Source organism: Pseudomonas uvaldensis (assembly GCF_021271205.1).
Classification (GTDB): domain Bacteria; phylum Pseudomonadota; class Gammaproteobacteria; order Pseudomonadales; family Pseudomonadaceae; genus Aquipseudomonas; species Aquipseudomonas uvaldensis.
In genome coordinates, this window is sequence record NZ_JAIWKS010000011.1 from 19,538 (window position 1) to 39,288 (window position 19,751).

Below are 19,751 nucleotides of genomic sequence, written 5' to 3' on the forward strand. Positions count from 1 at the left end.
GGGTTTATCCCGAGGCTACCGCGTGCCCCCGTCATCCCGATTTGATGCCAGTCAACAAAGTCCTGAATACCTGCTCCCACAGGTCATGCGTCAACAGAACGTTATTTTCCAATCCGTAGTTCCCGACCGCTGATCCGTTAGTTCAGCTTTTTGACACTTCTCCCGATGTGCGGTCACAACTTTCCCGCTCCGCCGGGTCCTAACTCCGTGGTCGCCGATGGAATATTGGCATTTACCGTGGTTCCAGCCCGATACGGAGATAAGCTCATGATTTTCAACGTACAAAATTTTGGCGCCAAAGGAGACGGTATTACCGATGACACCGCAGCCATCCAGGCTGCGATCGATGCGGCGGCCGCCGCCGGCGGGGGCCAGGTGTATATGCCCACCGGGACCTACATTGTTTCGGGAGGCGAGGAACCGTCCGACGGTTGCCTGATGCTCAAGAGCAACGTCTATCTGTACGGCGACGGCATGGGCGACACCACGGTCAAGCTGGCCGATGGCTCCGACACCAAGATCACCGGCATCATCCGCTCGGCCTATGGCGAGGAAACCCACGATTTCGGCGTCAGCAATCTCACCATCGACGGCAACCGCGACAGCACCACCGGCAAGGTCGACGGTTGGTTCAATGGATACATACCAGGCGAAGAAGGCTATGACTCCAACGTCACGATCGACAGCGTCGAGATCAAGGACTGCTCCGGATACGGCTTCGACCCCCACGAGCAGACCGTCAACATGGTCATCAAGAACAGCGTGTCCCATGGCAACGGCCTGGACGGCTTCGTGGCGGATTTCCTCAGCGACAGCACCTTCGAAAACAACGTCGCCTACAACAACGACCGCCACGGATTCAACGTCGTCACCAGCACCCATGATTTTACCCTGACCAACAACATCGCCTACGACAACGGCGGCAACGGCATCGTGGTCCAGCGCGGCAGCGAGGACATCCCCTCCCCCAGCAACATCACCATCACGGGGGGCGAGGTCTATGGCAACGGTGCCGAAGGCGTGCTGATCAAGCTGTCCAGCGAAGTCGACGTCACCGGCGTGGACATCCATGACAACGCCAGCGCCGGGATCCGCATATACGGCAGCAACCACGTCGACATTATCGACAACACCCTGAACAACAACGCCCTCGGCGGCGCCGTACCGGAAATCATCATCCAGTCCTACGACGACACCCTGGGCGTCTCCGGCAAATACTTCAACGGCAGCGACAACCTCATCCAGGGCAACCTCATCAGCGGCAGTGACCTGTCGACCTACGGGGTAGCCGAACGCAACGAGGACGGCACGGATCGCAACGCCATCATCGCCAACACCATCAGCCACACCAGCAAGGGCGCCACGCTGGTCTATGGTGATGGCAGCTACGTCAGCGCCACGGTGCCGATGACCACCGTGCAAGGCACGGCCGGCAACGACACCCTGCTGGGCAGCAGCGCCAGCGAGATTTTCTACGGCGGCGCGGGCAATGACACCATCAATGGCGGCGCCGGCGGCGACATCCTGGTGGGCGGCGCGGGCGTCGATAAACTCACCGGTGGTACCGGCGCCGATACCTTCCGCTTCGCCAGCCAGTCCGACAGCTACCGTAACGCCACGTCCAGCTTCGATGACACGATCACCGATTTCGACGTCACCCAGGACAAGATCGACCTCGCCGACCTGGGCTTCACCGGCCTGGGCAATGGCCGTGGCGGCACCCTGCAGGTCAGCTACAGCGCCACCAGCGACCGCACCTACATCAAGGACTACGATGCCGATGCCAGTGGCAATCGCTTCGAACTGATTCTGTCCGGCAACCTGGCCAGCACCCTGACCGCCAGCAATTTCATCTTCAATCGCGTGGTCACCGGCACCAGCGGCAACGACTCGCTGACGGGCAGCGATGCGGCCGACACCCTGCTCGGCCTGGCGGGCAACGACAGCCTCAGCGGCGTTGCGGGCGATGACAAGCTCGATGGCGGTGCTGGCATGGACACGTTGACCGGCGGTGCCGGAGCGGACACGTTCGTGTTCTCCAACCGTCTGGACAGCTACCGCAACTACAACACCGGAGGCGCCAACCTCGGCGACCTGATCACCGATTTCAACGTGGCCTCCGACAAGATCGACCTCTCTGCGATGGGCTTTACCGGCCTGGGTGACGGCAAGAACGACACCGTGTACCTGGTGCTCAACAGCGCCGGTACCAAAACCTATATCAAGTCCCTCACCGCCGATGCCAATGGCAACCGCTTCGAAGTGGCGTTGGACGGCAACTACCTCAACACGCTGACCAGCGCCAATTTCGTGTTCGCCACCTCGTCCCCGACCAACCAGGCCCCCGTGGTGGCGACGCCGCTGCTGGACCAGAACGCAACGGAAAAAACGCCATTCAGCTACGTGGTACCGGCTACCAGCTTCAGCGACCCGGACAATGACAGCCTCAGCTACACCGCCAAACTGGCCGATGGCAGCGCACTGCCCAGCTGGCTGGTGTTCGATGCGGCCACCCGCACTTTCAGCGGCACGCCCAGCGACACGGCATCGGGCACCTACGCCATCCAGGTCACCGCGACCGACGGCAGCAATGCCAGCGTCAGCGACAGTTTTACCCTGGCCGTGCAGGATGCGCCCGCCGCCCCCATCGTGATCAACGGCACGCCGAACAACGACACGCTTACCGGCACCGCGGCCAACGAGCAACTGTTCGGGGGCGCCGGCAACGACACGCTCAACGGCGGCGCTGGTAATGACATCCTGGTGGGTGGCACCGGCGTGGACAAACTCACCGGCGGCGCGGGCGCCGATGTATTCCGCTTCACCTCCAGACTCGACAGCTACCGCACCAGTTCGACCAGCGTCAGTGACCAGATCCTGGACTTCGATGTGGCCGCCGACAAGATCGACGTCTCGACACTTGGCTACACCGGTCTGGGCAACGGCCTCAATGGCACGTTGCAAGTGACCTACAGCTCCTCGACCAACCGGACCTACCTCAAGGACCTGACCGTCGATGCCAACGGCAACCGCTTCGAAGTCTCACTGGCGGGCAACCTGCTCAATAGCCTGACCGCCTCCCATTTCGTCTTCGCCGACCAGAACACACCAAGCAACGTCGCGCCGGTGGTGACGATTCCATTGCTCGACCAGACGGCCAGTGAAAACACGCCGTTCAGCTACACCGTGGCCCATGACAGCTTCACCGACGCCAACCAGGATGTTCTGACCTACACCGCGACCCTCGCCGACGGCAGCGCCCTGCCCTCGTGGCTGAAATTCAACGCCACCAGCCTGAGCTTCAGCGGCACGCCCACCAGCACCGCCGCGGGCAGCTACGACGTGCTGGTGAAGGCCACCGACCCCTCGGGTGCCTCGGTCAGCGACAACTTCGCCCTGGTGGTGGCCGACGCCCCCGCCAACACCGTCACCGGAACCAACAACGCCGAAACCCTCAATGGCACGGCAGGCGCGGACTTGATACTCGGACTGGGTGGCAACGACACGATCAAGGCCGCTGCCGGCGCGGACATCGTCGATGGCGGTGCCGGACGGGATTCGCTGTACGGCGGCGATGGTGCCGACACCTTCCGCTACAGCAACGTGCTCGACAGCTACCGCGACTACGACACCGGCGGTGTCACGGCCACTGACACGGTCTATGACTTCACCATGGGCATGGACAAGATCGACGTGTCCAGCCTGGGCTTCACCGGCCTCGGCGATGGCAGCAACGGCACGCTCTACATGACGTTGAACTCGGCGGGCGACAAAACCTACATCAAGTCCGCCGAGGCCGACGCCGACGGCAACCGCTTCGAAATCGCCCTCAACGGCAACTACCTCAACACCCTGACCGCCAACGACTTCGTCTTCGGCGAGCGCGCCCAGCAGGACATTCTCTATCTGCCGACCCTCGGCCAATCCAATGCGCGGCTACTGCGCATGACCGAGGACGACGATCAATCCGGCACGTCAATGCTGGTCAACGACCTGGACAGGTACACGACCTATGACGTGCGCAGCCAGTTCACCGATGCCGACGGCAATGGCATCGACATCGCGGTGGGTGGCAGCACAGTCAACGGCCTGTCGACCCTGGGCCCCGACGAACTGAAGCTGTGCTGGTGGCTGACCGATACCAACCAACCCGGACCGGCGCTGTTGCGTGCCGTGACGTTGTTGCGCGACCAGCTCACCGAACTCAAGGCCATCGACAACGTCACCATGGGCATCATCTGGGGCCAGGGCGAGGAAGCCGCCCAGGAAATCGCCCGCTCGACGGACAAAGCGGCAGCCGCCGCAGCCTACAAGGCGGCGACCCTGAAAGTGTTCGACTACTTGCATGCCCAGTTCGGCAATTTCAACGTGTACCTGATGGAGACCGGTCACTACGAGCAGGATGCGGCGCGTGCCCGGGGTTATTCCGAAGAGAAAATCGCCGCCATCGTCGACGGAGTGGGTTATGTCCGTGCCGCCCAGGAGGCCATCGCCGCCGAGCGCGCGGATGTCAAGCTGGCGGTGGACTACACCGACCTGCCCCTGCGCTACGAAGTCGATCCGCTGGTGTACCCGGATGATGTCTGGCATCTGCACGAGGAGTCGGCGGAAATCGTCGGCCAGCGCCTGGCGGACTACATTGCCGATGACCTGGGCTTCCAGGGCAACCCCAACGACAACAACAGTGTGCAGGACATTTTCGACAACGCCCAGAATGAAGGCGGGATGATTGTCGGCACCGACCAGGCGGATACCCTGGTGGGCAGTTCCGGCAACGATACGCTGGACGGTGACCTGGGTGCCGACACCCTGACCGGGGGCGATGGCAACGATATCTACATCGTCGATAACGCCTTCGACAGCGTGGTGGAGACCAACACTTCGACCTCGCAGATCGATACGGTACAGGCATCGGTCAGTTGGACCCTGGGCGCCAACCTCGAGAACCTGGTGCTCACCGGCGTCTCGGACATCGACGGCACCGGCAATGAGCGACGCAACTTCATCACCGGCAACGCCGCCAACAACGTGCTCGATGGCGCCGCCGGAGCCGACAGCACCAGTGGCGGCGACGGCGATGACACGTACTACGTGGACAATGCCAGCGACACCGTGATCGAGACCAACGTCAATGCGTTGACCGGCGGGGTCGATAGCGTCCACAGCAGCCTCGCGGCCTACACCCTCGCCAACAACGTCGAGAACCTGTACATCGCTGGCGCCGGCGCGGCCAATGGCACGGGCAACGCGCTGGACAACACCCTGTTCGCGGGTGCCGGCGACAATGTGCTGGACGGGCGTGACGGCAACGACACTGCATCATTCGAACGTGCCCTGGCGGGCGTCACCGTGACCCTTTCGACGTCCTCGCAACAGAACACCGTGGGCTCGGGCCTCGATACCTTGAAGTACATCGAGAACCTGACCGGCAGTGCCTACGCCGACACCCTGACCGGCAACAGCGCCGGGAACATCCTGAACGGTGGCGCGGGCAACGACGTGCTGGTGGGCGGCTCGGGGGATGACCGGCTGATCGGCGGCGCGGGCACCGACAACCTGAGCGGTGGCACCGGCGCCGATACCTATGCGTTTTCGGCGTTGTCGGAGATGGGCGTGGGTGCGTTGCGCGATGTGATCAGCGGCTTCAAGAGCACGGAGCTGGACCACCTGGACTTGACCGGCCTGGACGCCAACCCGCTGACCGCCACCGTCGACACTTTCACGTTCATCGGCAGCAATGCCTTCGACGCCACCAACGCCACCGGCCAACTGCGCTTTGTCGATGGCATCCTCTACGGCAGCGTCGACGCCGACGCCACGGCGGAGTTCGAGTTCGAACTGGTCGGCGTCAAGGAGTTGCATGCCAGTGACTTTACCGCCTGAGGAGGTTTGGACCGGCGAGGCCCGAGGCAGCTGACCCACCGCTATCGCGGGCGAGCCTTGCCCGCGATGGCGATAGCTGACTCAGAAAAGCGCTTGCACCTGTTCCAGTACAGCACGACTCATCTGCCCGGTGTGGGTGTGCAGGCTCACGTAGCTTTGCAGCATATCGAGCTTGGTGTTGAGCAGATCTCGACGGGCCTGGAAGACCCGTTGCTGAGCGTCGAGGATGTCGACAGTGGAGCGCACGCCACCCTGGAAGCCTTTTTCCGTCGAGGTCAGCGCCCGCTGGTTGGATTCCACCGCCCGTTGCATGGCCTTGCTCTTGGCAAACCCGGCCACCACGCCCTGGTAATCGGTTTCGATATCCTCCGCCAGTTGTTGGCGTTGCACGTCGTAGTCCGACTGGGCACCGGCCAGTTGCGCCTCGGCCTTGGCCACCGAAGCCCGTACCGCGCCGCCGCGGTACAGCGGAATATCCAGCTGCACTCCCACGTAGTAGGTATCCTGGCGTGGATCGAGCTCCTGGTACTGGCGGGTTTCCCGACGGGTCAATTGGGTGGTGAGGGACAAGGTCGGATAGTGCCCGGCACGCTGGCTGTCGGCCTGCGCCTCGGCCACTTTCACCGCCGCCAGCCGGGCTGCCAGCTCGGGGCTGGCTTCACGGGCGATGGCCGTCCAGTAACGCAGGTCCTGCTCCGGCGGGATCGGGCTGCTGGCGGCAAGCTCCTCGCGCATCGGCAGAATGTCATCGATAGGCACGCTGGCACGCCCCGACAACGCCCGCAACGCCGCCACCCGACGCGCCTGGGCCTCGGCTTCCTGGGCCTCCACCAGATCGAGCCGCGCCTGGGCCTCGTCGATGTCGGTGATCGCCCCCTGCCCTCCCTGGAACAGCTTTTTGCTCTGCGTGACCAATCCATTGATGGCGGCTTTCTGCTGGGCGATCAGCTTGATCTCGTTCTCGGCCCGGGCGACGTCGAAATAACCCTTGGCGACCCGGTCATACAGGGTCTGCCCGGCCACATCGAACACTTGGCTGCCCAGTCGCCCCCGCGCCTTGCCCTCCTGATAAGCGGCCCAGCGCCCCTTGTCATAGAGCGGTTGTTGCGCCACCAGGGACACGTTATTGGCCTGGTAGTCGTTGCTGTTGACATAACCGCTGTCGTCGCCGCCATCGGTACGTCCACCGTAGCCATAGCGTGAAGTCAGGGACACTTGCGGATAGAGCCCGCCTCGCCCGATGGCTTCTTCATGCCGGGAAGCCTCGAAAGCATGGGCCGCCGACTGCACGGTCGGATCGTTGAGCCGTGAAGCATCGTACGCGGCGGTCAGGCTCAGCCCTGCCTCGGCGCCCCAGGAGGGGCTGATCACCGCCCAACCGGTGCACAGACTCAACAACATCCGGGCGCGATAAAGACAACGGTGGGTCATGCTCATTCCTCTTTAAAAGCCGCCAGCAAGCGTTCGCGCAACGGTTTCATCAAGTAGTTCATCAGCGTGCGTTCCCCCGTCACCACCGTGACATCGGCCAGCATGCCGGGACGCACCAGCAACCCGGCGGACTGCAGCGCGGCAACGGTATCGGCGCCGATTTCCACCTTGGCCGAGAAATACGGCTGGTGCGTCTGCTCATCGATCAACTGATCCGCCGACACCGTACTCACCGTGCCCGTCACCGTTGGCGTATCGACACGTTGCAAGGCGGTGAAATGCACATGCACCGGCAGCCCCGGTCGCAACTTGTTGGCCATCAGCGGCTCGAAACGCGCCGTGATCGCCATGGGCGCATCCAGAGGCACCACTTGCATCAAGGTCTGGCCGGCCTGGACAACGCCGCCGACCGTGTGGATGTTCACGTCCATCACTTGCCCGGCCGCCGGCGCACGGATGGCACCGTTGTCGACTTCGAACTGCAAGGCGCGGATCTGCTCGGCATACCCCGCCGCCTCGGCGGACACCTCGCTGAGCTGGGTTTCGGCGTCACGCCGGAACTCCTGTTGTGCCTGCAACGCCTTGAGCCGGCTCTCGTTGATCGCCTGCCGGGTCCTGCCGATATCGCCGACCCCGGAGGCAATCTGGCCAGCCAGTTGCGCGGCATTGCGTTCAGCCTCGAAGAGTTTGTTGCGCGGTACATAACCCTCACGCGCCAGGTCCCGCAGTCCCTCCAGTTCCTGTTGCTGGAAGCGCATCTGCGCGTCGTAGTTGCGCTTGACGCCTTCGTAGCCGAGCAACTGCTGCTGCAACGCCGCCACTTCATGCTCGATGATCTGCAAACGGCTGCCCAACTCAGCGCGGCGAGTCAGGAACAGTTGGCTCTGCAACGCCATGGCCGCCTTGACCCGCGGCTCGTCAGCGCGTTCGAGCAATTGCGCGGGCCACTGGATCTCGGCAGCGCCCAGGCGCTCGGCGATCAGTCGTGCCTCGATGCTACGGTCGTTGAGCAGTTTGCCCAGGGTCACGTCCAGCTGCGACTGCGCCTGCACGGTGTTGAGCTGCACCAGTAATTGCCCCTGGCTGACGCGGTCGCCATCGCTCACCAACAGTTTCTCCACCACGCCGCCCACCAACGACTGCACCGCCTTGCGCTCGCCGGCCACCACCACGGTGCCGCTGCCGACGACGCCCTGGTCCAGCGGTGCCAGGCAGGCCCAAAGCAACGCACCGCCCAAAGCCAGGACCAGGAAGCCCACGCCATAACGGGCAGCCCCGCTCGCATCGGTGCTGGCGCCCGGCAGTGCCGCGACGTTGCGCACGCTCAGCCCCTGCTCGCTGAACGCTTGTGTATTCGGAGTCAAGTCACGCATCTTCGCCCGCTTCCCTCACTGCTGTCGGCCGCGGCCCAGGCATCAGCGCCTTGAGCACCCGGTCCCGGGGACCGAACGCCTGTTGCATGCCGTCCTTGAGCACCAGGATGTGATCGACCACCGCCAGCACGGTCGGTCGATGGGTAATCAGCACCACGGTGCTGCCAGCGGCTTTCAGCGCATTGATGGCCTGCACCAGCGCCAGTTCGCCGGCTTCGTCGAGGTTGGAGTTGGGCTCGTCGAGCACGATCAGCGACGGGTGCCCATAAAGCGCGCGGGCCAGGCCGAGACGTTGTTTCTGCCCACCGGACAAACCAAGCCCGCCGGGACCCAGCGGCGTGTCATAACCCAGGGGAAACCTCAGGATCATTTCGTGGATACCGGCGTGACGGCTGGCGGCAATGATCTTGTCGGCGTCCTGCTCGCCGAAGCGGGCAATGTTGTCGGCCACGCTGCCATCGAACAGTTCGATGTCTTGAGGCAGGTAGCCCAGGTGCGGGCCGAGGGCATCGTGGGACCATTGGCTGATCTCGGCGTTGTCCAGGCGCACCGATCCCCCCAGGGGCGGCCATACGCCGACCAGCGCCCTGGCCAGGGTCGACTTGCCGCTGGCGCTGGGACCGACGACCGCCAGCACTTCACCCTTGTTCAGGCTGAAGTTGATCCCTCGCAATATCGGCTGTGTCGAACCGGGCGGGCCGACATACAGCTGCTCCAGGCGCACCGCGCCGGTGGGCGGCGGCAACGGCATGCGCAGGCGTTCGCGGGGATGCTGGGCCAGCAACTGGCTCAGACGCTGATAGCTCTGGCGGCCGGCATTGAATTGCTTCCACGAACCGATGGCGATTTCCACCGGCGCCAGGGCTCGTCCCAGCAGCAGCGACATGGCGATCATCATGCCCGCCGAAAGCTGGCCTTCGAGCACCAGCAACGCCCCCAGGCCCAGGGCCAGGGACTGCCCGGAGATACGTACGAAACGGGTTGTCGAGGTGATACGGGCACTGCGGTCGCTGGCATGGGCCTGGGCGGCAATGATGCGCTGCTGCAACAGGCTCCAGCGTTGGCGCAATGACCCGAGCATACCCAGGGCCTGGATGACCTCGGCATTGTGCAGCGTGCTGTTGACGTAAGCGGCCGACTGCACGCCCAGCCGGTTGGCTTCACCCAGGCGCCCCCGAGTCGCCAACTCACCCCACAACGCCAGACCGATGAGCACCAGCGCGAGCACCAGCGTCAACACACCGAACCAGGGATGGAAGATGAACGCCACCAACAGGAAAATCGGCAGCCACGGCGCATCGAGCAAGGCGATCAGGCCCTGGCCGGTAATCAATTGCCGCAGCGTGGCCAGATCCGTGAGCACCTGGGCCGGGTTGGCGTTGTGTTCGCGCAGGCTGCGGGCGAACGCGGCGTCGAAAATCCGCTCGCCCAAGGCCTCGTCCAACCCAGCGCTCATGCGGATCATCACCTCGCCGCGCACCCACTCGATCAGGGCACTGAACATGAACAGCCCCAGGGCGATCAGAGTCAGCATGAACAAGGTGGTTTCGTTGCGACTGGTCAGGACACGGTCATAGACCTGCATCATGTAGAGCGATGGCACCAGCACCAGCAGATTGATCACACCGCTGAACAGCGCCAGCGCCCAGAACACCTTGCGATAGCTCAACAAGGCGGCATCGATGTCATGACGCGGATCGAGTAGCAAAGCCATAGAGTGGCAACCCGCCAAAGGAATAGTCGGTCCAGGACGCAATCCATCGCGAGTTATTTGCCCGAAGGCGAGCACCACAGGCGCCCATTACTGACAACGCCGCCGCGAGTTAGTGCCGGTTCGACAGGTGGGGTTTCGAGGCGGGTGACAGGCGGATGTCAGACACCGGAGAAGCTGTTTCAGACTTGAAACAGCTGGAAGGATCGAGACCCTGTCAGCACCTCGACAGGGCTCCTTGCAGCATGACTACGACCCCAGGGTAACCGCTCCCTTCACTGGGGAGTGCTGACGCGACGTCACCAGCCCGATGAAGGAAATGATCAGCGCCAGACCCAGGGTGGAACTCACTTCGCTACGGTGCTCGGGCGTGATCATCATGACCGCCAGAGCCGCCGAGATGAACGCGATCACCACCCAGGTCAACCAGGGAAACAGCCACATGCGAAAGGTCAGCTCAACGTTCTGGCGACGCAGCATCCGGCGCATGCGCAGTTGCGAGATAGCGATCACCAGATACACCAGCAAGGCGATGGCGCCGGAACTGGCGAGCAGAAACTGGAACAGCCCGGCGGGCATGAAATAGCTGAACAAGGTGATACCCGCCCCCAGCACAGTACTGGCGATCACGGCAGCCCTTGGCACGCCCGCCGACGATGTCACTTTCAACGATTTTGGTGCATCGCCACGTCGTGCGAGGGAATACAACATGCGCGAAGCAATGTAGATCGAGGAGTTCATGCAACTGGCCACTGCAATCAACACCACCGCATCCACCATGAACTTGGCGTGGGGAATGTTCATCAATTCCAGCGCACGCTGGTAGGAACCCACTGAAGCCAGGAGCGGATCGTTCCAGGGCACCACGGAAATGACCACGAAGATCGACAGCAGGTAGAACACGCCGATGCGCCAGATCACCGAGCGCGTTGCCTTGGCGATATTCTGGGCGGGGTTATCGGATTCCGCCGCCGCGATAGTCACGGCTTCTGTCCCGATGAAGCTGAACATGATGGTGATGAAGGCACCGACTACCGCCGACAAGCCATTGGGTGCGAAACCGCCATGCTCTTGCATCAGGCGACTCAGACCGCTGGCTTCCCGCTCGGGAATCCAGCCCATCAGGACCGCGAACCCCAGGGAAATGAAACCGATGATCGCCACGACCTTGGCCATGGCGAACCAGAATTCGAACTCACCGTACTTGGACACGCTGAACAGGTTGGTCACGGCCAGGGCAACAATCGATACCGAGGCGAAGAACCAGGCGTCGATGGAGGGAAACCATTGATTCAATACATGCCCGGCGGCCAGCGCCTCGATGGGTATCACCAGCACCCAGAACCACCAGTAGAGCCACCCGATGGTAAAGCCCGCCCAACGTCCGATGGCCTGGTCGGCGTAGGTGGAGAAAGAGCCGGTGTCCGGGCGGGCCACCGCCATTTCCCCGAGCATCCGCATCACCAGCACCACCAGCAGGCCGGAAAACAGATAGGCCAGCAGCACCGCCGGCCCCGCCGCCGCAATGGCATGCCCCGAGCCGACGAACAGACCGGCGCCGATAATCCCGGCGATGGACAACATGGTGACGTGTCGAGGCTTGAAGCCCTGTGCCAGATGGCCGTTCGAATCCTTGAAACTGGGGCTGGTCATTTTCTTATTCTCTTTTGTGATTGCTTGAAACGTACCGAGGCACCGACGCAGGGACGAAACCGTCCGCCACGTTACCCGCCTGACCGGTCGGTCGTGCTGCCTGTATGCGCTCTTTTTTTGCCTGATCTCGCCATTTCCGGCGTAGCATTTGGCCATGTGTGGGGCTGCCTCACCGCCATCGCGAGCAGGCGTGCTCCAACAGGTTATGTGAAAACGTTCAAGGCTTTAGTCGTGTCGCGCCCAAGGACTCGGCCATTCGCACCAGGTCCGCAAAAGACTTGGCATGCATTTTCTTCATTGCATGGGCTCGATGGATCTTCACGGTGATTTCGCTCAGGTTCATCTGCCCGGCAATCTGCTTGTTCATCAGGCCCTGGGCGGCGAACGCCATCACCTCTTTTTCGCGAGCGGTCAGTGTCTGGTAATGGGCGTGCAGGTCCGCCAATTGCTGCTCGGTTTCCCGACGCTTGATATCGGCCTGGAGCGCGGCGCTCACCGCGTCCAACAGATCCTGTTCGCGGAACGGCTTGGCCAGGAAGTCCACGGCGCCAGCCTTCATCGCCTTGACGGACATTTCGATGTCACCGTGGCCGGTGATAAAAATAATGGGGATATTGGCGTCCGAGGCGGCCAATTGGTTCTGGAAATCCAGACCGCTGCTGCCTTGCAGCCGCACATCGAGAATCAGGCAACTGGCGCAGTCAGCCTTCGGTTGCCGGAGAAATTCCGCCGTGGAAGCAAACGTCTCGACGTGGTTCCCGACAGAGCGCAAGAGGTTACTCAGTGCATCGCGAATGGAGGCATCGTCATCCACCACGAACACAATGGAACCTTTGTTGCCCCGTTCATGGGATGAGACATTGCCGCTCATGCGCGATCCTCTTGGGATGGACAGGGAAAAAAGTGTAGCACAGGGGCCCGCCCGGAAAGCTTCATCCAAGACTACGCAATGAAGTAGGGCCGCAACGCCGCAATCAACGCCAACAATTCACCGGGACGATGGAACCAGGCGTTGACTTGCGCACTGTAGCTTCTGCCACTGACGCACCAACTGCAGAAGTGCTCGCAGTTATTGGAAAACACGTGATAACGGTTTTCACCCAGCCTCGAGCGCGCCCGACGTGCCACCTCTTCGTTGGAATAGTTGCAGGGTTCCTGAAGGATCCAGACCGGCTTGCCGCTGGCGAACTGCTCAAGGTCGATCACCTCGATCGGGCCCGACCTGAACGTACTGCTGAATCCCGAGTAATGGGCAACCTGTGCACCGCCCAGGTAGATCCCGTGGTGCAGGTAGAACCGTCGCGGGCTGACCAGGTGAGCGCCAATCGGCACCTGGTCTGCGGGCTGTTCTGGATTGACCGGTTTGAGTGAAACATCAGCCATGGAGGTCAAGTAATTCATGACAGGTACTCCGCAGTGCTTGCTGCGGAATATATCGCCGGGTTCACCGCACTTCATTTGTACCTGCGCCTGTTTCGCATGATCGATTGATATGCGATTTTTAAACTTAAGTATTAAGCAGGCATCCGGTACCTGTGGGAGCACATTCACCGTTGTGCGATAGGCAGCGTGAAGCGAACCGTGGCGCCGCGAGGTTGATTGGCGCCAGCACTCAGGCAGCCGCCGTGGGCCTCGATGATCGAGCGACAGATCGACAATCCCAACCCCAGGCCCGTGGGCTTGGTGGTGTAGAACGAGGTGAACACCAAATCGGTGCTTGGCGTCGCGAACCCAGGTCCCGAATCGCTGACGCTCACCAGGATACTGCCCTCCTCGCCTGGCATCGTACAGATGACCAGGTGCCGTTCGCCCTCGCCGACGCCAGCCATGGCTTCCAACGCGTTCATGATCAGGTTGAGCAGCACCTGTTGCAGCTCGACGCGGTCGCCCTCGATGAGGGGCAAACCTTCCATGAGTTGTATGTCGATGCGGGCGCCACTCTTGAGGATCTGGCCCCGCGTGAACTCGATCATTTCAGCGATAGCCGCATTGATATCCACCGGTCCTTTTTCCGGCGGCGCCTTGCGAATATGGCCGCGAATTCGACCCAACACGTCCGCCGCCCGGTTGGCATCGTTGATTAGCCGGTCGAGCACCTGCCGGACCTCTTCGATTTCCGGCGGTTGGGCATTCAGCCAGCGCAACGCGGCGTTGGCATTGAGAATGGCCGCGGCAATCGGCTGGTTGACTTCATGGGCAATCGAAGCCACCAACTGGCCCATGGTCGCCACGCGGTTGGCATGGGCCAGTTCGGTTTGCACCTCGCGATACCGCCGTTCGCTCTCGCGGATTCGCTCTTCCGCCTGCCGGCGCTCGGTCAGATCCAGTACGAAAGCGACCCCTTCCCGGCTGCCGGCCTCGAACAGGGCCAAGCCCACGATGACCGGTAGGTGACTGCCGTCTTTCCTGAAATATTCCTTCTCATAGGGCCGGGCATGTCCGGTCAGCAGTGCCTGGGCCAGAGAGCGGTCGCTGAGTTCGCGGAACTCCGGCACCGTCAGGTCTCGCCAGCGCAGGCGGCCGCCGGCAAGGTCGGCGCGCTCGTAGCCCAACATGCGCAGGAATGCATCGTTGGCTTCGATGATGTCACCGTCGGCGCTCCAGACGAGGATCCCGATGATGTTGGCGTCCACCAGGCGCCGAACCTTCGCTTCACGTTCGGCGACCTCGCGGTACAGCCGGGCGTTCTCCAGGGAAATGGCAGCCTGAGACGCCACCAGTTTCAGCACGGCGATCCGAGCCGGACTGAACACATGGGCGGCAAGATTGTTTTCAAGATAAAGCGCGCCCACCAGCTTGGCCTGGTTCATCAATGGCAGGCAGAGAATCGAACGGGCGCGCTGCTGACGGACATAGGGGTCCGTGGCGAACGCCGTTTCGGCCACGGCGTCATCAAGCACGACGCTCTCCCGGGTACGCAGGACATGGTAAAGAATCGACTCCGGCAGCCGCGCCGCGCTGATCGGCGTATCCCGCACTTGCGTTGCGTCGCCCCCCGAGCTCACCTGGGCGACGATCCGTGGTCCGCCGGCATCCGACAGGATCAACACCCCGCGCTCGGCACCGGCCTGTTCGATCGCCGTGCCCATGATGGTGTCGATGAGTCTGTCCAGCAGGATTTCCCCCGACACGGCCTGGGACACCTTCAGTACGGTCGCCAGGTCCAGGTGCTCGACCGGCGTCGTCATGGTGGTCGTCGGACCGAGCACCGGTTCCTCGGCCCTCAAGAACGGACACTCGTTCTCCAGCTGCCGTACCTTGCCATCAGCGCCCCAACGCAGATAGCCATAACGGGCGTCCTGCATGTAGACGCGAGCGATCCTGGCAAAACCGCGCGCCGCGTAGAAACGAGAGGCGAGTTCATTGGCCAGCGCCTCGACATGAACAAAACCGCTCTGCCGGGCGCTATGCAAGGCTTCTTCATAGAGCATCTCAGCCTCGATGACCCGGCCCTCGACGCGAGCGATTTCAGCACCAACCAGAGCAGCGCGACAGGCGAAATTCTCGGGACATTGCTGCGCCCAGGTCTTGAGCCATTGGTGCGAAGCCGCCATTGCGCTCAAGTGCTGATCATGATCGCCCACCGGCAGGCCATCGCAGCGAGCAGCCCGTGCCAGCGCTCCATAAAAGTGATATTCGGCTTCTTCGCAGAAGGCCTGGCAGACCCAGAGCAACCCCTGGGCCCGAGTCGCCGCTTCCAGGGCCGCTTCAGGCTCACCGGCCAGGAAGCGCGCCTGCAACTTGCGAACCCAGTACAAGCATTCGGCCAGGACCAGATCCGGGTTGGCGGATAAATGCGCCTCGGTGGCCGACTCGTCAACCTCGCCGTCGTCCAGACGTCCAAAGGTGTGCGTCGTTCCCCGCAGCATACGGATCAGGGTCAATTGAGTGACGATGAAATCAGTCACCAACCCGAAGCGCACCTTCCTGGCATACGCCAGGCCGCGCTCGGCTTCCCCTTGAACATCGAGCAGAGGCTCGCCCGCCAGCAACAGGTCGGCGGTGAGGTTATTGCCCGCATAGGCGCCATAGGGCAGATCGCCGATCCGGTTCGCCGCCGCGAAGGAACGGCGTAACAGGTCGCGACATTGCGTCACCGGTTTCATCCAGCGCACGGCAAAACAGGAAAAACAAAGGTAGGTACTGGCCTCGAATCGTGTCAGGCCACGTTGTTCGACCAGGTCGCAACCGAGCTGGCCAAACCGGAACCCCATTTGGTAGTCGCCGAACCGCCGGCCGGCCACCCTGAAGAAATTGGCATAGAGCACACAGGAGGCATCGCAGTTACCCCGCTCCAGGCTCAGGTTGACCGCCTTGCAGATCAGCAAGTCCGCCAGGTTCGCGTCGCTCTGCAAGGCCGGTGCGAAAAGCTTGCCCAAGGCGTTGGCGGTCATGAGGGACGTCGGGTCCTCCATCAGCGGCAGATCGATGAGGTCTTCGATGGCCCGCCCGCCGAGCAACGAGCCGATGCGCTCGTATTCCTCGCGCACTTGGGCGTCGCTCGGATGAGCCGACCACTCGATGCCCACGTGTCGCAGGTAATCCAGGCAAACCGCCACCGCGCCGTCGCTACGGTCCTGCAGCAGGTAGACATCCATCAACAGACAGGCAACGCTGGCCCGTTCGATCACGGTTTCGGCGCGATCCGCCAATGCCGTCAGGCACTGGTCGGCGACGCTGAGCTGGCCGGTCAGGAGTTCGCACTCGGCCCGACTCAAGGCCAGCGCGAAGATCAGCCCATGCCGGCGGGTCCAGCAATCGTCGTCCAGCAAACGCATCCCGGCGGCAAGGTAGCTGAGCGCCGAAGCATAGGCCGTCGACGCCTTCGCCCGCTGGCCGGCAATCAGATTGAAGTGCGCCAGTTGCTCACGCTCGTCCGGGTCGCTGATCAAGGCGGCGCCGCGATTGAGCTGGCCGACGATTTCGAAGATCGCCTCCTCCCGCGCCTGCTCGGGCGTCTGCGCGGCGAGCAGGCGCCCGATACGCAGATGAGCCTCGGCGCGATCGTCCAGGGGTATCAGCGAATAAGCCGCCTCATGGATACGGTCATGGACGAAGCGGTAGGTACCGTCCAACCGCTCGATCATTTCCTGGCGGATCGCCTCCCATAGCACCGCCTTGACCTCGGTCTTGAGGAGACCCAGCACCTTCGAAAGCGTTTTGGAACTGGCGACGTTTCCCAGGCACGCCAACTGCTGCAGGGCCTGTTGCGTCCGCGGCGGCAAGCGTACAAGTTTGCCGACCATCAGGTCGACGATGTTGTCGGTATAGCCCTTGGCGTGGATCCGATCCGGGTCCCACCACCATTGCCGAGCCCCATGATCGAAGGTCAGCAGTCGCTCCTCGGCGAGGGCCTGCAAGAACTGGATGACGAAGAACGGGTTGCCCGCGGTTTTATCCAGCACCAGCTGCGCCAGGGGTTCGATGCGGGCGAGGTCGTCGTGGAGCGCCTCGGCGATCAGTTGTTCGACATGCACCTTCGCCAGGGGCTTGAGGATGATTTCGCTGACCTTGCCTCCCGCGCTCCGGATGGCCCGGAGCTTGGAGGCCAACGGGTGACTGACGTCCACCTCGTTGCTGCGGTAGGCGCCGACCAGCATCAGGTGCCGCACGTCGGTGCTGGTCAACAGGTCTTCCAGCAGGTCGAGGGTCGCGGCGTCGAGCCATTGCAGGTCGTCGAGGAACAAGGCCAGCGGATGGTCTTCACGGGCGAACACGCCGATGAAACGGCGGAACACCAGCAGGAAGCGACGTTGCTCCTGTTGCGGGTCGAGTACCGGCACCACCGGCGGCTCGCCGATAATAAGTTTGAGCTCGGGAATAAGGTCGGTCATGAGCCGTGCGTTGGCATCCAGCGCATGGAGCAGGGCCTCGCGCCAGCTCGCCAATTCTGTGTCACTTTTGCCCAGCAGGGTGCGAACCAGGGTCTGGAAGGCCTGTACCAGCGTCGAATACGGAACATCGCGGCGGTATTGATCGAACTTGCCACTGGCGAAGAGCCCGCGCGGCGGCACCAGCGATTTGTGCAGTTCGTTGACCACCGAAGACTTGCCGATGCCCGAATAACCGCTGACCAACACCAGCTCCGGTGCGCTGCTGTTGACGATCCGGGAAAACGCGCCGACCAGGGCCTCCACTTCCTGCTCACGGCCGTAGAGCTTTTCGGGGATCAGCAACCGGTCCGAGGTGCCCTGTTCGGCCAAGGCAAAGTCATTGATCTCGCAACGCTGCTGCCAGTCCTCCAGGCATCGGCGCAGATCATGCTCGACACTGGCGGCCGTCTGGTAGCGTTCCTCGGCGGTCTTGGCGAGCAGCTTCATGACCAGGCGTGACAGCACATCGGGCACGGTCCCGATCCGCTCGCGGGGCGACAGGGCCTTCTTGGCAATGTGGCAGTGCACCCACTCGATCGGGTCCGCCGCGTTGTACGGCAACGAGCCGGTCAGCATCTGGTAAAGCGTGACGCCGAAAGAATAAAGGTCGCTGCGTGAATCGATCGAGCGGTTCATCCTGCCGGTCTGCTCGGGCGCCATATAGGCGAGCGTGCCGGCCAGCGTCTCCGGCGCCTGGCGTTCCCGTGGCAACCGTGAAGCGAGGCCGAAACCGGTGAGCCGGGCCTGACCATCGCAGCAATTCACCAGGATATGGCTGGGCTTGATGTCCTTGTGAACGAGGCCGCTCTGATGCAGCTTGCCCAAGGCCACCGCGATGCTCACTGCAAGGCGCAGGAACGTGGCCGTTTCCATCGGCGCGATCAGTAACTGCGAAAGTGGGACGCCGCCGGGGTCCTCAAGCACCAACTGCACCTGGCCGCCTTCGCGCAACATTGCCACCGGCCGTACCGACCAGCTGCCGTCCAGTTCGTCCTTGAGGCCGAACTCGTGAGCCAGACGCCCGAGGCAGCCGGGGCGTGGTTGCTCGCCGGCAGGTCGGGCAACCAGGACCGGTCCCTGCCCGTCGGCACCCGAACGGGTTTGCCGACAGAAGATACGCTCGCCATCGTCCCAGAGTATTTGCATGTTGTTTCCACCGGTACGGTCGTGTGACCGCCTTGTAGATTACCCTTTGGTCAAAGCCCTTCCCAGCGATTTTATTGGGCGACCTCGAGCCCGAATCTTAGGTCTTAACAGGTTATACGCAGGTATACTTTTGCCTCTCGCGAGAGCGCGTATGGTGTAGTCACGACAGGCGCTGCCACGAGCGACCCCTATGCCAGGTACCCATATCCGCAAAACCAAGACCATTGCTGTCGTCGATGATGACGAATCCGTTCGGGCGGCCCTCAAGAGCTTGTTGCGGTCCAGCGGATATGAAGTGCTCACCTACTGCAACGCCTTGGAATTCCTCGACACACATTCTCCCGCCGTGACCCACTGCCTGGTGTCCGATGTGCAGATGCCGGGAATGAGCGGCGTGGAGCTGCATGAACATTTGGGTGCGATGGGCCTGCGCATTCCCACCATCCTCATCACCGCCTACCCGGGCAAAGTGGCTCACCTGGGCGCCGACACGCCCGGACTGGTCGCGTGCCTGCCCAAACCCTGTGACGCCGAACGGCTGTTGCGCTGCATCGAAACCGCCCTGGCCCAGGAACCTTGAGGCACTGTTTTTTCAGCCCCTCATACCTTCGTATAAATCCCCGCCACTGATGTATGGCTGCGCTGAACCGATGTAGAAGTGCGTACGAAAGGTCCCGCTCT

9 protein-coding genes are annotated in these 19,751 nt (G+C 62.5%); 2 read left to right on the forward strand and 7 right to left on the reverse strand.

Annotated features, from left to right (window positions below):
• Positions 1 to 267 precede the first annotated feature (267 nt).
• Positions 268 to 5,883, forward strand: a complete 5,616-nt coding sequence (locus LCU97_RS21990) for a putative Ig domain-containing protein (RefSeq protein ID WP_232777758.1) — start codon at positions 268 to 270, stop codon at positions 5,881 to 5,883.
• Positions 5,884 to 5,964: 81 nt separating this feature from the next.
• Here LCU97_RS21990 and LCU97_RS21995 read toward each other — a convergent pair whose 3' ends face one another.
• The 7 genes from LCU97_RS21995 to LCU97_RS22025 form a co-directional block, all read right to left on the reverse strand.
• Positions 5,965 to 7,314, reverse strand: coding sequence for a TolC family outer membrane protein (locus LCU97_RS21995; protein ID WP_053156937.1), 1,350 nt, complete (start codon positions 7,312 to 7,314; stop codon positions 5,965 to 5,967).
• Positions 7,315 to 7,316: 2 nt separating this feature from the next.
• Complete coding sequence (locus tag LCU97_RS22000; RefSeq protein ID WP_053156947.1) at positions 7,317 to 8,687, reverse strand: HlyD family type I secretion periplasmic adaptor subunit; 1,371 nt, start codon at positions 8,685 to 8,687, stop codon at positions 7,317 to 7,319.
• Positions 8,680 to 10,401, reverse strand: a complete 1,722-nt coding sequence (locus tag LCU97_RS22005) for a type I secretion system permease/ATPase (protein WP_053156950.1) — start codon at positions 10,399 to 10,401, stop codon at positions 8,680 to 8,682. Before LCU97_RS22005 ends, LCU97_RS22000 begins: the two co-directional genes overlap by 8 nt.
• Before the next feature lie 246 nt (positions 10,402 to 10,647).
• Entirely contained in the window at positions 10,648 to 12,051 is a 1,404-nt protein-coding gene (gene gabP, locus LCU97_RS22010; protein WP_053156953.1) for a GABA permease, read from the reverse strand.
• Positions 12,052 to 12,268: 217 nt separating this feature from the next.
• Positions 12,269 to 12,922 carry a response regulator transcription factor gene (locus tag LCU97_RS22015; protein WP_053156956.1) on the reverse strand — a complete coding sequence of 218 codons (654 nt, stop codon included), beginning with the start codon at positions 12,920 to 12,922 and terminating at the stop codon, positions 12,269 to 12,271.
• 71 nt (positions 12,923 to 12,993) lie between these two features.
• On the reverse strand, positions 12,994 to 13,452 hold the full coding sequence (locus LCU97_RS22020) for a lecithin retinol acyltransferase family protein (protein WP_332875348.1): 459 nt from the start codon (positions 13,450 to 13,452) through the stop codon (positions 12,994 to 12,996).
• 146 nt (positions 13,453 to 13,598) lie between these two features.
• On the reverse strand, positions 13,599 to 19,070 hold the full coding sequence (locus tag LCU97_RS22025) for a trifunctional serine/threonine-protein kinase/ATP-binding protein/sensor histidine kinase (protein WP_232777759.1): 5,472 nt from the start codon (positions 19,068 to 19,070) through the stop codon (positions 13,599 to 13,601).
• Between the two features lie 190 nt (positions 19,071 to 19,260).
• Here LCU97_RS22025 and LCU97_RS22030 point away from each other — a divergent pair, with 190 nt between their 5' ends.
• Positions 19,261 to 19,650, forward strand: coding sequence for a response regulator transcription factor (locus tag LCU97_RS22030; RefSeq protein WP_053156961.1), 390 nt, complete (start codon positions 19,261 to 19,263; stop codon positions 19,648 to 19,650).
• The last annotated feature ends 101 nt before the right edge of the window (positions 19,651 to 19,751 follow it).

Bases quoted from the DNA above. Each gene is read 5' to 3' on its own strand.
- LCU97_RS22005 (WP_053156950.1), bottom strand. From the start codon at position 10,401: ATGGCTTTGCTACTCGATCCGCGTCATGACATCGATGCCGCCTTGTTG.
- LCU97_RS22000 (WP_053156947.1), bottom strand. From the start codon at position 8,687: ATGCGTGACTTGACTCCGAATACACAAGCGTTCAGCGAGCAGGGGCTG.
- LCU97_RS21995 (WP_053156937.1), bottom strand. From the start codon at position 7,314: ATGACCCACCGTTGTCTTTATCGCGCCCGGATGTTGTTGAGTCTGTGC.
- LCU97_RS21990 (WP_232777758.1), top strand. From the start codon at position 268: ATGATTTTCAACGTACAAAATTTTGGCGCCAAAGGAGACGGTATTACC.
- LCU97_RS22020 (WP_332875348.1), bottom strand. From the start codon at position 13,452: ATGAATTACTTGACCTCCATGGCTGATGTTTCACTCAAACCGGTCAAT.
- gabP (WP_053156953.1), bottom strand. From the start codon at position 12,051: ATGACCAGCCCCAGTTTCAAGGATTCGAACGGCCATCTGGCACAGGGC.
- LCU97_RS22030 (WP_053156961.1), top strand. From the start codon at position 19,261: ATGCCAGGTACCCATATCCGCAAAACCAAGACCATTGCTGTCGTCGAT.
- LCU97_RS22015 (WP_053156956.1), bottom strand. From the start codon at position 12,922: ATGAGCGGCAATGTCTCATCCCATGAACGGGGCAACAAAGGTTCCATT.
- LCU97_RS22025 (WP_232777759.1), bottom strand. From the start codon at position 19,070: ATGCAAATACTCTGGGACGATGGCGAGCGTATCTTCTGTCGGCAAACC.